The following is a 13,343-nucleotide window of genomic DNA, read 5'->3' as shown; positions in this document are numbered from 1 at the left end:
AGTCAGCGCAGCGCCGCCTCGGTCAGTTGGTCGGCCGCCTTCTCGAAGAGATCCTGCATCTCCCCGGCGGGGTAGCTCGCGGCCAGCTCGGCCGCTGCCAGCGCCCCACCGAGCAGCACCGACGGATCGAGCTCCTGGCGCGGGTCCGGGAACGTCCCGGGCTTGGGACGCGGCCACCGACGGGGCCAGCCGGTGCCGCACCAGTCCTCGATGTCCTCGAGGAAAGCACGCTGGGCTCCCTCGTCACGGCCGCTGACGATGATGATGCCGCGCGCCATCAGCGCCAGCAGGAGCCGGCCGGACTCGGCGGGCGGGAGGGGCTGGGGGTTGAGAGCGACGCGGCTGAGACGTCCCGTGCGCAGACCTTGGGGTCCGCCCCCGACGAGCTCGAACACGCGCTCGTCGAGAGTGGCGATGAACTCGAGCCTGTCGAAGTCCGACAGGGTGACGCGACCGCGGGCAAGGGCCCGGACGAGGTCGGATGCAGTGGCCATGGGAGATCCTCCTGGAGTACGAGGCGGCCGGGTTGGCCGGCGCTCTCAGGGAGGCGGCGCGGCCCGCACGGATACACGCCCGCGTCGTCTTCGCCCGAGCGGGTACGAACTCGGCATGAGCACATCCACTCTTCTTGCCGCGCTGGCCGCGACCCTGATCGGCACCGCGTGGATGCTGCCGATGGGCGTGATCCGGACGCTGGCCTACCGGTCCGGCGAGGTGGACCACGACCGAGGGATGCGGAACGTGGTCATCCTGGCCCTGTCGCTGGGCTGCGTCTTCGCCGTGACGAGCCTGGTGCTCGCCCTCGTGGTCGCCTGGCGCTAGGACAACTGCACCCGACACCCATCAGGCCCGGACTCCATCGGATTCCGGGCCTGAACCACCCTCCAAGTTGAAAGAGCGATGAACGCCGACAAACGGTGCCTGCCCCGTGACCCCGACGCGAGTCGGCACCGTCCCGATCCGCGCCCAGCCGCTGTCGACGTCAGACCGATCGACTGGGCCAAGGCAATTCGACGTTGACTGCAGCCGGATCCAATGTCTGACCTCCACACTCCGTGAGGAACTCCCGCAATCGAGCCCACGAACGGGCTGCGCGTGAGTCACACTCGCCTGCCCCCGGGCGGTCGACACCCACTGACCGCATTCAGATCCCCCCGAGGAAACGTTTAGTCGCTGCTTCGACACTTGATACGTAGGCGCCTTGCCCCACCGCAGTCAGACCACCATCCACCGGGATGACGACGCCGTTCACGAAAGCTGACAGGTCGCTGGCCAGGAAGAGTGCAACACCGGCCACGTCGTCCGCCCGCCCGAGCCGTCCGAGCGGCTGGCCCACGCCGACCTCGCGATCGAGGTAGCCGTTGAACTCCTCCGCGCGCTCCAGCGGCACGCCGTACGAGCGCGACTGGATCTTGGTCAGGACCGGGCCGGGGGCGATCGCGTTGCACCGGACATCCTCAGCACCGAACTCGGCCGCCGCCTGACGCACCAGGCCCACGACCGCGTGCTTGGCCACCGTGTAGGCCGGGGCGCCCCATCCGCCCTGCAGGCTCGCGATGCTCGCGGTCGACACGATCGTCCCGCCGCTCCCTTGGGACCGAAACTGTTCCATGGCAACCTGGTGGCCGAGCAGCACCGACACCGTGACGAGTTCGTGCACGCGGCTGAAGTCGTTCACAGAGATGTTCGCGATTCGGTCCCGCGCGCCCACCGCCGCGGCGTTGTTGAACATGACGTCCAGTCGGCCGAACTCGTCGACCGCGGTGCTGACGAGATTCCGCATGTCCTGCTCGGCGCACACGTCGGCATGGACGAAGCGCACGGCGCCGCCGATGCGGTCCGCAGCCGCTTTGCCGTTCTCGTCGTCGATGTCACCCATGACCACCCGGGCGCCGTGACGGACGAACAGCTCGACGGTCGCGAGACCAATGCCGGCCGCGGCTCCGGTGACGATCGCCACCTTTCCCTCGAGGAGACCCATCGTGATCCTTCCGTCGGAGGCCGTCTGGCCCTTCATCTGGTCAGTAGGTGTGGGCGACATAGACGTCGCACGGGGCGTGGCGGGCCACATCCGTGGCAATGCTCCCCAGCACGCGCGCCACACCCTGGACGCGCTTGTTCCCGACGACGATCAGCGTGGCATCAAGGTCATCGGCGAGCTGGACGAGCACCGCGCCGGGCTTCCCGTACTCCGCGCGAGGTGTGATCGTGACATCCGGCGCGCTCGCGGAGATCTTCTCGACGGCCTGGGTCGCGAGCGCGCGGGCGGCATCGCTGGCCGAGAGCTTGTGCGGGTGCGACTCGTCCCCGTATCGCACCTCCTCGGTGTTGGAGAAGGCGCACACCACGACGAGTTCGGCACCGAGGGCCTTGGCGAGATCCGCAGCGCGGGTCGCAGCGTGGATCGAAGGTTCGTTTCCGTCCACGCCGACGAGAATGGTGCTCATCTGGGCAGATCTCCTCGCGTATCCGACATTATATATCTCATACATCCTAGTCCGAGATGCGTTCGCGTCAAGGCCTGGATGATCCCCTTCGGTGCGGCAAAGTTAGATATACGATGCATGATACTGATGTGGGGTGACGTGCGTCTCGACTCAGACCCGTGACCCGAACGCGGCCGTGGACGACCACGGAGACACCGCGGCAAAGCCTGAGGAGGCTCACCATGCACACCGTCTATCTCGAGCACTTCGGCGGACCGGAAGTCTTGCGGACGCGGCCCGCTGAGCCATGCGATCCCGGACCGGACGACGTGCTCGTTCGTGCCATGTTCGCCACCGTGAACCCCACTGACGTGTTGTTGCGCAGTGGCGCCCAGGCAGCGCTCGTAGAGTCGCCGGACGGACCATGGATCCCCGGCATGGAGTTGTCCGGGACCGTGGAGCGGCTCGGTCAGGACTACGCAGGACCGCTCGCCGTGGGGGACAACGTGATCGGGATCATCAATTCGCGCCGCACGGATGGTGGCGCGCAGTCCGGCTGGATCTGCGCCCCTTCGAGTTGGTTCGCGAAGGCGCCCGCCTCCGTGGCGGCACCAGAGGCCGCCACCCTCGCGATGAACGGCGTGACGGCGATCATGGTGCTCGAGCACCTGCTGGACGAGAAGGCGTCGACAGTGCTCGTCACGGGAGCCGCCGGGGCGCTCGGCGCCTACGTGGTCCAGCTCGCCGCAGCGCACGATCTCACGGTCATCGGGCTCGGGCGCCCCGGTGACGCCGAGCTCATCGCGCAGTCCGGGGCGGCACACGTGCTCTCGAGCGACGACAGCCTGCTCGACCGGGTCCATGAGGTTGCGCCGGACGGCGTCGACGTGGTCGTCGATGCCGCCCTGCTGATGGGCGAGGCCCGCAGCGCGGCGCGACGGGGCGGACTCATCGTGAACGTGCGGCCGACGGAGCCGGTCGATGACGACCGCCGCTCGGCCACGGTGTCGGTGATGCAGCGGATCGGCGACACCGATGCCTTGCGCGCCGTCGTCTCCTGGGCTGAGCAAGGTGTCCTTCGCCCGAAGGTCAACCGCGTGCTGCCGGCCGGCGCCGCGCAAGAGGCCTACCGGCTGGTCGAACGGGGCGGACTGCGCGGACGCGTCGTCCTGGACCTGACGGAGGACGCGTGATGGATGAGCTCGAAGCGCTCCGGCACCAGATCCGCGAGCTCCAGGATCGCCAGGACATCGCGGACTGCCTCGCTCGTTATTCGCGCGGCGTCGACCGATTCGACCGCGACCTGGTGTTGTCGGTGTACCACCCCGACGCCACGGACGACCACGGTCAGTTCTTCGGGAGCCCAACCGAGTTCGTCGACTGGGCGTTCGGGATGCGCGGCCACTCACGTCAGTCACCAGCACTGCCTGTTCCAGCACACCTGTGCTCTCGACGGCGACGTCGCGCACACCGAGACGTACTTCGTCTTTCTCGCGATGCACCGCGACGGCCAACCGTGGTCCACGACCGCGGGTCGCTACCTGGATCGCTTCGAGCGTCGCGATGGCCGGTGGGCGATTGCCCACCGCGTGTGCGTACGCGGCTGGAAGCCGACCGACGAGGTCATCGATGCGGACGGCCTGCTGACGCTGACCGGCGGGAGCCCGCCGCCGCCCGCGCTCCTGGACTTCATGAGGAAGGGGCCGGCGGCACGTCGAGACCGGACCGACCCCAGCTATGAGAGACCTCTGGCCGTCCAGCCCCGACCGCGTCGAGGCCTGGAATGCACTCACCACCCGTCCTCCACGCGCCTGAGCGTGGACGCTGAACGAAAGGCAGCACGATGACCGACGCCCACCAGATCTCTGAACGCTCCCTCGAGGAGCAGGTGCAATGGTTGCTCGACCGCGAGGCGATCCGCGACGTGATGCATCTCTACTGCCGTGGGGTCGATCGCTCGGACTTCGACCTCATCCGGCAGGCGTACCACGAGGATGCCTTCGACGACCACGGCAACTTCGAGGGCGACCGCGAGGCCGTCGTGACGAAGGTGTCCAAGAACGACAGCACCGCCATGATGCATCACATCGGCAACATGAGCATCGAGCTCGACGGGGACGCCGCGTGGGTTGAGACCTACTTCGTCGCCCACGAGAGCCGAGAGATCGACGCCAAGACCTACAACTCGGCCCGCGGCGGCCGCTACCTCGACCGCTTCGAGAAGCGCGCAGGTCGCTGGGCCGTCGCGAAGCGCCAGGTCGTGGACGACTGGGCCGAGATGACCGAGGTGGTGGGCCGTCCGGCCGTCGGCCGGAACACCGGTCATCGCTCGCCGGATCGCGACCCTTGGTATGCCTTCCGCTCGACCGAGCAAGGCGGTGGCCGATGACGTCGCCCACCCTCGAGCAGATCCATCGCGTTCCTGCGGTTCTGACGCGCCAGGTCGGCGACGAGGACATCGATCTCAACCACCACATGAACGCGGCCATCGTCTTCGCACGTCAGGTCGAGGGAATCCGGGAGGCGTTCTCGCGCGCGGGAGTGACGGAGAACTACGTCAACACGCGCGCGATGGGCACGTTCGTCGTCGAGCACCACATCCGGTACCTCAAGGAGCTCAGGCACGGAGATGCCTACAGCGTGCGAGTCCGCTTCCTGGAGCGGACGGAGAAGGCTGTTCACGTCGTCTCCTGCCTGGTCAGCGAGGCCGCGGCGGCCGTGGCGAACATCGTCGAGGGCGTGGTGGTACACGTGGACCAGCGCACGCGACGACCGACTGCGTTCCCCTCGGACATCGCAGCGGAGTTGGATGCGCAGATCAACGCGGGAGACCGGTCGGGGTGGGCTCACCAGCCCCACCTGATCATGCGGGGCTCCACTCGCGCCTGAGCTCGAAACGACGAAGAGGGCCGGCGCCAGTCCGTGACTGGTGCCGGCCCTCCTGCGTGACCTCAGATCGTGTCGGTGCTCTCGAAGAACGCCTTGCGGATGGCCTCCCGCGAGCCGATCACCTCGGGACCGCCACGACGCGTGATCCGTCCGCCCTGAAGCACGAAGGTCGACGTCGTGATGGGAGCCAGCCACGCGAGGTTCTGCTCCGCGATGAGCCACGAGACGCCCACCTTGGTGGTCTCGGCGATGGCCTCGCCCAAGCGGTCGACGATCGACGGCGCCAGCCCAACGGTCGGCTCGTCGAGCATGGCCACCTTCGGGTCACGGATCAGCGCCCGCGAGATCGCAAGGATCTGCTGCTGACCTCCCGACAGCGTGCCCGCGGGAGCGTCGATCTTCTCCGCCATCGCAGGGAACAGATCGAAGATCATCTGCTCGCGCTCGGCGTAGCGATCCGCGACCTTCGCCAACTTGGCACTGATCCGGAGGTTGTCGCGGACGGTCAGGTCCTGGAACACGTTGCGCCCTTCGGGCACCCACGCCAGACCGGACGACAATCGGGTCGCCGAGTCCTGCCGGGTCATGTCGACGCCGTCGACGGTCACCGTGCCGGCAATGGCACGCAGATCCCCTGCGATCGTGCGCAACAGCGTCGACTTGCCTGCACCGTTCACACCAAGGACGACTGCGACGGTGCCGTGCGAGACGTCCAGCGAGACGTCCCACAGGACTTGGAGCGGCCCGTAACCGGAATTGAGACCTCGAACGTCGAGCACGCTCGTCGTGGATGTCGGGCTGGACGCCGCGGCGGGGGCGGTGCTGGTGTTGTTCGTCATTCTGCTTCCTCCACGTGGGGCGTGCCGAGGTAGGCCTCGACCACGGCTTCGTCCTGCAGGACCTCCATCGGCGGTCCGTCCGCGATCACCCGCCCGTCAGCCAGGGCGACGATGCGATCAACCGCCGGGGCGAGGACGGGAATGAGGTGCTCGACGATGATGACGCAGGCGCCGGCATTGGCCGCATCGCGCGCCAGTGCCAGCACACTCTCGTGCTCGTCACTGGTGAGACCGGCGAGCGGCTCGTCCAACAGCAACACCGCCGTTCCCTGCGAGGAGGCCTTCACGACCTCGGTCAATCGGCGGGCGAAGAACTGCGAGTCGTCACCGCGACGCAAGTGGGCGTCCGTCACACCGAGCGCCGCGAGAGCGTTCTTCGCCGTGCTCTCGCCGACACCCCGCGCCGCCAGCGCCAGGTTTTTCGTCAACGAGAGCGACTCGAACAGTCGCGGCGTCTGGAAGCTGCGCCCGATGCCGAAGTCCGTGCGCTTGCGCGCAGGGATGGTCGTCAGGTCGGTCTCACCGAGCGAGATCTCACCCGCGGTCACGGGCTCGACGCCGGAGATGAGGTTGCACAGGGTGGACTTGCCCGCACCGTTCGGACCGACGATGCCCAGCACCTCCCCGGGACGGACGACGAAGTTGACGTCTTTGAGGACCTCGAGCCGTCCGAACGACTTCTTGACGTTGCGCAGCACCAGCTCGCCCGGGGCGCCCGCGTCGTCGGCCGAGCGGTCCAGCAGCGCCGTGGCGAGCGAGACGTCCGAGCCCGTGACGCGTACATCGTCATCGTCCCCGCGGCGACGACCGACCTTGCGCAGGCGTCGGATGAGCGCCGTCATGAGGTCGAGGCCACCGAGCTTCGGCAGGACCACGCGAAGCAGCACCAGCGCGATGGCGAACTCCGCCAGCTGGGCATACAGCGAGACCTCGGCACTCGTGGAGAACTGCTGGGCGACGGCCTGCAGGCCGAAGATGATCAGCGTGCCGATCAGGGGGCCCATCGCCGAGCCCGTTCCGCCGATGAACACAGCGAGCGTCACCAACAGCAGCGGGTGGATGTTCAGCGTAACCGCCGGGAGCGCGTAGCCGGCGTAGTACGCCTGGAAGGCACCGCCGACGGCGAACAGCGCGGCACTGATGGCGTAGGCCAGGAGACGATGCCGGGTCACGTTGATTCCGGCGACGTGCGCCGCAACCTGGTCGTCGCGGATTGCGAGCCAGCTGCTGCCCAAGCGCGTGTTGGAGACCGTCAGATTGACGATGGCAGTGAAGGCTGCGATGGCCACCAGCACGAGGTACATGGCCTCGTCACTCCAGGCCGGCAGGGACAGGGCGCTGACGCCCTCGACGCCGCCGAGGTCCTCGCTGCCGATCGCGTACGTGTAGGCGATCTGGCCGAGCACGAGCGTGAAGATCGAGATCGGCAGCAGCCCCTTGAGGCCCGAGGCCTTGATCAGCAGCGCCACGATCACGCCCGCGACCATGGCGACCGCCGCGTAGATCAGGAAGCCGGTGACGACCGAGTTCCCGTCGTTGATCCAGTACAGGACCCCGTATCCGCCGATCGCCCAGAAGAGCATGTGCGCGAAGGAGAGCTCACCGAGGAATCCGCCCACGAGGTTCCACGCGTAACACATCGTCAGCAGGAAGAGCCCTTCTGTGACGACGAAGAGGCTGTCCGCGCTGATCACGGGCACCAGGGCCAGGAAGGCGAAGGCCACCGCGGTGATCAGCCACCCCCGCTCGAGGTCGAACAGACCCGTCCTCCACGACTCGGGGCTCTGCGCGGGGGTCGCGGATCGCCCGCCGACCGGCTTGTCGATGACGCTCACCGTTTTCACCTCTAGCTTCTGTTGATTCACTGGGCCAACCCCACTTCCGCGTTGCGCTGGCCGAAGACCCGGCGAGCCACCGCCGACACCTGACGGATCGCATGTCCACCGACCAGGGCCGCGAGGAACACGACCAACGTCAGCGTCGAGGCGATCGAGGCGTCGAGGAGGTACGACAGGACCGACTGGGTCACGCCGTAGGCGATACCCAGCGCCAGACAGCCCAGCAGGTGGGTACGTGCGACGAGGGCGACGAGGAAGACGATGGTGATGTACTGCAGGCCCAGCGTCGGCTCGACCGGCTGGAACGTCATGATGACGCCGCCGGCGAGGCCGGCGAGCAGGCCGGCGATGACGAAGACGCCCAGGTAGATCTTGTCCACCGGCACGCCCACCGAGCGAGCACCCAGGGGGTACTGGCTGGCGACGTGGGCGAGCTTGCCGATCATCGAGTACTTGGAGATCGCCCACAGAGAGAAGGCGACGACGATGGCGATCACGACGGCCGCGACCTGGGCCGTGGTCATGTATCCGCCCGGAACCTCGATGCTGCGGAACTTCACGCCCAGGGTCTGGATGTCCGCACCGAAGAAGAGCTGGTAGAGCACGGTGAAGGAGCTGATCAGCAGGAGGGTGAAGACGAGCTGGACCCGGTGGCCGGACGTCGCCTTCGCCGACCTGATCAAGATCGTGTAGATCGGATAGGACAACAGGCCGACGGCGAGCGTCGCGAGGACGATGGCCATGACCACCGGCACATCGTTCTGGACGGCCACGAGCGTGACGTACATGCCGAGGACGACGAAAACGCCGTGCGCGGCGTTGACGATGTCGGCGATCTTGAGTTCGAGGGCGAACCCGATCGACATCAACACGTACAGCGCACCGATGCCCACCCCGGAAAGGATGGCTTGAGTCATCGATCGACCTCCTGCTTCAGACGGCACACCGGGGCCCGGTGAATATACGATCCATAATATTTGATTTCGTTCATGTGATCAAGATCCCCTTTCAAATGGCGCGTCGCGCCGACGTCAGAGGGTCGTGGCATGGCCGCCGTCAACTGGCAGCACAGCACCGGTGACGAACGAGCCGGCCCGCGAGGCGAGGTAGATGGCGGCGCCGGCCAGGTCGGAGCCCTCGGCGAAGCGCTTGAGCGGAATAGGCCCGAGCATCTCGTCCGCGCCCTCTAGGTCGATGGCATTCTCGAGCATCTGGCTGCGATAGCGCCCGGGCGCGATGACATTGACGGTCATGTGTGAGCCCGCGAGCTGACGCGCGAGATGGCGTGTGAGCATGTGAACCGCGGCCTTCGAAGCGGAGTAGGCGTACGTCTCGTGGGACGGCACATGGAAGGCGTCGATCGAGCCGATGTTGATGATGCGTGCGGGATCCTCGTGCTGGGCGGACGCCTCCAACAGGGGCATCAGCGCCTGGACCAGGAAGAACACACCCTTGACGTTGAGGTCGAAGACCTTGTCCCAGCCGTTCTCGGGATAGTCGGCCAGCTTCTCCACCCAGATGTTCCCGGCGTTGTTCACCAGCACGTCGACGCGGGGCTCGCGCTGGCTCAACTCGGCTGCAAAGGCGCGCACACCCTCGATACTGCCCAGGTTCGCGGCGATGCCGTGGCACTCGCCCAGCTCGGAGAGAGCAGCAGCAGCCTGCTCGCAGTCCTGGGCCTTGCGCGAGCAGATGTACACCTTGGCGCGCGCACGGACGAAGCCCTCTGCGATGCCATAGCCGATGCCACGGCTGCCGCCGGTGACGACGACTACCTTGCCGCTGACGTCGAACAGGCTGGTCGATTCAGTCATGGATGTCCTCACAGATCAATGCACGGTCAGTTGTCGTGCATAATATACAAAACGACGTGACTGGGGTCACCAATCGGGGGCCCGGCGCCCGTCTCAGACCGCGCGGACGACGGCGCGGGCCTAGCGGTTCAACTCAGCGAGCCGGCGCCACTCCTGCAGCGGTGGCCCATCGGTGCGCCGGTGCATGACGTACAACGACACGTGGTCGGCACCGGCATCCAGGTGCTCCTGCACCCTCCGGTTCACGTCGTCGACCGAGCCCCACGCGTACAAGCGGTCGATGAGCGTGTCGCTCCCACCGTCCGCGAAGTCACGCTCGCTGAAGCCGAGTCGTTCCAGGCTCTTGCGATAGTTCGGCAGGCCGAGCCTCATCCCCATGTCGTCCCGGCACAGGTCGCGGGCGACCTCCGGATCGGCCTCGAGGACTACGGCCTGCTCCGGCGCCAGCAGCTTGCCGATGCTCAGCGCCTCACGTGCGAGAGCCGTGTGCTCCGGTGGCACCAGGAAGGGGTGAGCGCCGTCGGCGCTGTCACGGGCGAGCTCCAGCATCGCCGGCCCGAGCGCCGCGAGGACGCGGACGGCCGGCTCACTCGGCTGCGGCACGTCCTTGATCGGGTGCTCGTCCATGGCGCGCAGATAGTTCCGCATCGCGGTCAGCGGCTTGTCGTACGTGTGGCCCCGCATGGTCGTGAGCCCTTCGTGGCTGACTCCGAGTCCCAGCAGGAATCGCCCCGGATAGGTCTCGGAGAGCACGCGGTGCGCGGAAGCGGCGGCGAGCGCGTCGCGCGCCCAGATCGAGGCCACCCCCGTGGCCACCACCAGCGAGGATGTCGCCGCCAGCGTGACCGCCGAGTTGACGAATGCTTCACGCCCCGACGGTGACTCGCCACTCCACAACGTTCCGAACCCGAGTCCTTCAAGCTCTTGGACGATGTCGCGGTACGGGCCCGCCTTCTGTGAGTTCAGCTGGTTGGTCCAGATGCCGATCGTGCCCAGTTCCATACGCCGTGCCTCAGTCCTTGGTTCGATCGGACGCGTCCGGTGACCACGGCGCCGGCCGGACCACTTCGTCCGCGTGCATGAAGTTCAGCTGGTAGTACCGAAAGGAGATCCGCCAACCCTCGTCCGTACGGACGAACTCGTCGAAGTACTCGACGAGGCTCCGCGGAGAGACGTTCGACGACACCACGCCGGCCCGGGGCTCGGGCTCTCGCCACACCACGCCGTAGGAACGGCCTCGTGCGTGGTCCTCGTCCAGGACATCGACGACCTGATTGGTCGACACGTGCCGCCCGAGCCGGTCGCGGGGATATGCCTCGAGCCAGGCACGGATGGCGTACCGGCCACGCACGGGCTCGGGACGTGCCGCGGGCTTGTACAGCGCATCCTGGGTGAAGATGCCGGCGAATCCGTCGGCATCCGGGTGGTCCAGGTGCAGGCAGTACAGCGTCATAAGCTTGGTGCACTCGTGCTCGATGCACAGACGATCAAGGTCGTTCATGCGGTCTCCTCGCTCGCGCCGGGCGCAGCGGACGAGACCCCGATGTGCCGGGACATGGCTGCGCCGTATCGCGCGCCGTGAACCTCGAACTCGGTCGACGACGTCGTGATCAGATCGAGCTCCTGCGCGGTGAGATCCACCGTCACGGCGGCCATGTTCTCCTCCAACCGATGTCGGCTGCGCGTGCCGGGGATCGGGACGATCCACTCGTGGCGGGCCAAGATCCACGCCAGCGCGATCTGCGCGGGCGTGACCCCCCGTTGCTGCGCCACCGTCGTGGTGGCCTCGAGCAGGCCGGCGTTGGCTCGGCGAGCCTCCACGGTGAAGCGTGGGATGCGCCCACGCACGTCGCTCTCATCGAACTGCTCGTCCACCGCCATCTTCCCAGTGAGGAATCCGCGGCCGAGCGGGCTGTAGGGGACGAACCCGATCTCGAGCTCTTGCAGGACGGGAAAGACCGACTGCTCGGGTTCGCGCGTCCACAGGGAGTACTCGCTCTGGAGGGCGGCAACAGGGAGGACACGATGCGCACGTCGGATGGTGTCCTCGCCCGCCTCCGACAGCCCGAAGTGCCGGACCTTGCCGGCCTCGACCAGTTCACTGACCGCGCCGGCAACATCTTCGATGGGGACATCGGGATCGACGCGATGTTGGTAGAACAGGTCTATCGTGTCGACGCCCAGCCGCTTGAGGCTCGCGTCGGCCGCCCTGCGGATGCGGTCGGGGTGGCTCGCCCGGCCGGTGATCACGCCATCGCTGCCGAAGTCGTACCCGAACTTGGTGGCGATCACCACACGATCACGGACGGGCGCCAGGGCCCTGCCGACCAGCTCCTCGTTGATCCAGGGCCCGTAGACCTCTGCCGTGTCGAAAAGCGTGACTCCTTGATCGACCGCATGCTTGATGAGGGCGATCATGTCGCTCTCGTTGCTCGCGGGTCCGTAGCCCCAGCTCATGCCCATGCAGCCCAGGCCGATGGCTGAGACCTCGGGACCATTCTTTCCGAGCGTGCGCAGCTTCATCTCTCCTCCGTCTCTCCCAGGTCGCGTGGCTTCCACCGCGTGAGCAGGTCCTCGATCGTGTCGGTGTCTCCAGCAGCCGGTGTGCGCGGAGGTGGCGAAGGAGTCCGTGAGTAGCGCGGCGCCGGGCTGGGATGCAGCACGCCGTCGACCTCGCGGAAGAGGACACGCTCGCGCCCGTGCGGATGCTCGGCCGCCTCCTCGAAGGTGAGCACCGGGGTGACGCAGGCGTCAGTGCCCTCGAAGATCCGTTCCCATTCACGCATCGAGCGACGTCCGACCGCGGCGGCGATCAGCCGCCGCAGTCGCGGCCACTGCGACTCGTCGTTCTGGTCCGGCCAGTGCGACACGTCCACCCCGAGGCGGGAGACGAACTGGGCGTAGAAGTCGGCCTCGAGCGCACCGACGGCGATGTGGCGCCCGTCGGAGCAGCGGTACGTGCCGTAGGCCGGCGATCCGCCATCGAGGTAGCTGGTGCCGGGTGGATCACTCACCAGCCCGGCCGTCCGCAGGCCCTGGAGCTTGGCGGTCAGCAAGGCGACACCGTCGACCATGGCCGCGTCAACGACCTGACCGCGACCGCTTGATCGTGCCTCCAGCACGGCGGCGACGAGTCCCAGGGCCCCGACCAGTCCCCCACCGGCATAGTCGCCGAGCAGGTTGATCGGGGGTCGTGGGTCACCGTCCGGAGTGCCCAAGGCGTGGAGAGCACCGCTCTGGGCGAGGTAGTTGATGTCGTGTCCGGCGGCAGTGCTCAGCGGCCCGGACTGGCCATAGCCGGTCAGGCGGCCGTACACCAGCGCGGGCCGGCGCTCGAGAAGGACATCGGGGCCCAGCCCCAGTCGCTCGACCACGCCGGGACGAAATCCCTCGAGAAAGATGTCGGCGCGCGCCGCGAGCGCTCGAACGGCCTCGGCGCCAGCGCGCTCCTTCAGGTCGACCGACACCGTGCTGATCCCGCGGTTGACGAGATCATGCTCCGGGCGGAGCGCCTCGGCCTGGGCCATCGTCCGGGTC

The 13,343-nt window shown here is 67.4% G+C and carries 15 protein-coding genes and 2 pseudogenes; 6 read left to right on the top strand and 11 right to left on the bottom strand.

The window, feature by feature from the left end; translation table 11 throughout:
* Positions 1–2 precede the first annotated feature (2 nt).
* On the bottom strand, positions 3–494 hold the full coding sequence (locus tag GL325_RS09270; RefSeq protein ID WP_187769347.1) for a hypothetical protein: 492 nt from the start codon (positions 492–494) through the stop codon (positions 3–5).
* Positions 495–609: 115 nt separating this feature from the next.
* On the opposite strand from GL325_RS09270, the gene GL325_RS09265 reads away from it, so the two are divergent.
* Complete coding sequence (locus GL325_RS09265) at positions 610–822, top strand: hypothetical protein (RefSeq protein ID WP_187769346.1); 213 nt, start codon at positions 610–612, stop codon at positions 820–822.
* A 322-nt stretch (positions 823–1,144) separates the two neighbouring features.
* On the opposite strand, the gene GL325_RS09260 is transcribed toward GL325_RS09265, so the two are convergent.
* Both GL325_RS09260 and GL325_RS09255 read right to left on the bottom strand, forming a co-directional pair.
* Positions 1,145–1,960 (bottom strand): SDR family oxidoreductase, encoded by an 816-nt coding sequence (locus tag GL325_RS09260; RefSeq protein ID WP_223111094.1) that lies wholly within the window; start codon positions 1,958–1,960, stop codon positions 1,145–1,147.
* Between the two features lie 61 nt (positions 1,961–2,021).
* A complete protein-coding gene (locus GL325_RS09255; RefSeq protein ID WP_187769345.1) occupies positions 2,022–2,447 on the bottom strand; it encodes a universal stress protein in 426 nt (141 codons plus the stop codon).
* 221 nt (positions 2,448–2,668) lie between these two features.
* Between GL325_RS09255 and GL325_RS09250 the strand changes: the two genes are divergently transcribed.
* From GL325_RS09250 to GL325_RS09240, 5 genes and pseudogenes are all read left to right on the top strand, one after another.
* Entirely contained in the window at positions 2,669–3,619 is a 951-nt protein-coding gene (locus GL325_RS09250) for an NADP-dependent oxidoreductase (protein WP_255499449.1), read from the top strand.
* Positions 3,619–3,816, top strand: a pseudogene (locus GL325_RS16105) (nuclear transport factor 2 family protein); the annotation flags it as partial. The gene GL325_RS09250 and the pseudogene GL325_RS16105, both read left to right, overlap by 1 nt.
* Before the next feature lie 34 nt (positions 3,817–3,850).
* A pseudogene (locus tag GL325_RS16100) lies at positions 3,851–4,273 on the top strand (nuclear transport factor 2 family protein); the annotation flags it as partial.
* Complete coding sequence (locus tag GL325_RS09245; protein ID WP_187769343.1) at positions 4,270–4,815, top strand: nuclear transport factor 2 family protein; 546 nt, start codon at positions 4,270–4,272, stop codon at positions 4,813–4,815. The pseudogene GL325_RS16100 and the gene GL325_RS09245, both read left to right, overlap by 4 nt.
* Positions 4,812–5,315: a thioesterase family protein gene (locus GL325_RS09240; RefSeq protein WP_187769342.1), complete on the top strand. Its 504-nt coding sequence runs from the start codon at positions 4,812–4,814 to the stop codon at positions 5,313–5,315. The genes GL325_RS09245 and GL325_RS09240 overlap by 4 nt, the downstream gene beginning before the upstream one ends.
* 62 nt (positions 5,316–5,377) lie before the next feature.
* On the opposite strand, the gene GL325_RS09235 is transcribed toward GL325_RS09240, so the two are convergent.
* From GL325_RS09235 to GL325_RS09200, 8 genes are all read right to left on the bottom strand, one after another.
* A complete protein-coding gene (locus GL325_RS09235) occupies positions 5,378–6,154 on the bottom strand; it encodes an ABC transporter ATP-binding protein (RefSeq protein ID WP_187769341.1) in 777 nt (258 codons plus the stop codon).
* The gene (locus GL325_RS09230; RefSeq protein ID WP_187769340.1) at positions 6,151–7,989 is read right to left on the bottom strand and encodes an ATP-binding cassette domain-containing protein; all 1,839 of its coding nucleotides are present in this window, start codon (positions 7,987–7,989) and stop codon (positions 6,151–6,153) included. Before GL325_RS09230 ends, GL325_RS09235 begins: the two co-directional genes overlap by 4 nt.
* Before the next feature lie 26 nt (positions 7,990–8,015).
* The gene (locus GL325_RS09225) at positions 8,016–8,909 is read right to left on the bottom strand and encodes a branched-chain amino acid ABC transporter permease (protein ID WP_187769339.1); all 894 of its coding nucleotides are present in this window, start codon (positions 8,907–8,909) and stop codon (positions 8,016–8,018) included.
* 114 nt (positions 8,910–9,023) lie between these two features.
* Positions 9,024–9,806: an SDR family NAD(P)-dependent oxidoreductase gene (locus GL325_RS09220; RefSeq protein WP_187769338.1), complete on the bottom strand. Its 783-nt coding sequence runs from the start codon at positions 9,804–9,806 to the stop codon at positions 9,024–9,026.
* A 120-nt stretch (positions 9,807–9,926) separates the two neighbouring features.
* Positions 9,927–10,808, bottom strand: coding sequence for a TIGR03620 family F420-dependent LLM class oxidoreductase (locus GL325_RS09215; RefSeq protein WP_187769337.1), 882 nt, complete (start codon positions 10,806–10,808; stop codon positions 9,927–9,929).
* Between the two features lie 10 nt (positions 10,809–10,818).
* A complete protein-coding gene (locus tag GL325_RS09210; protein ID WP_187769336.1) occupies positions 10,819–11,307 on the bottom strand; it encodes a nuclear transport factor 2 family protein in 489 nt (162 codons plus the stop codon).
* Positions 11,304–12,329, bottom strand: a complete 1,026-nt coding sequence (locus GL325_RS09205; RefSeq protein ID WP_187769335.1) for an aldo/keto reductase — start codon at positions 12,327–12,329, stop codon at positions 11,304–11,306. The genes GL325_RS09210 and GL325_RS09205 overlap by 4 nt, the downstream gene beginning before the upstream one ends.
* Complete coding sequence (locus tag GL325_RS09200; RefSeq protein WP_223111090.1) at positions 12,326–13,333, bottom strand: CaiB/BaiF CoA-transferase family protein; 1,008 nt, start codon at positions 13,331–13,333, stop codon at positions 12,326–12,328. The genes GL325_RS09205 and GL325_RS09200 overlap by 4 nt, the downstream gene beginning before the upstream one ends.
* Positions 13,334–13,343 lie beyond the last annotated feature (10 nt).

The organism is Aeromicrobium sp. 636 (genome assembly GCF_024433585.1).
Taxonomy (GTDB): Bacteria; Actinomycetota; Actinomycetes; order Propionibacteriales; family Nocardioidaceae; genus Aeromicrobium; species Aeromicrobium senzhongii.
The sequence above is the reverse complement of the archived record's forward strand: the minus strand, read 5'-3'. Positions and strand labels throughout refer to the sequence as shown.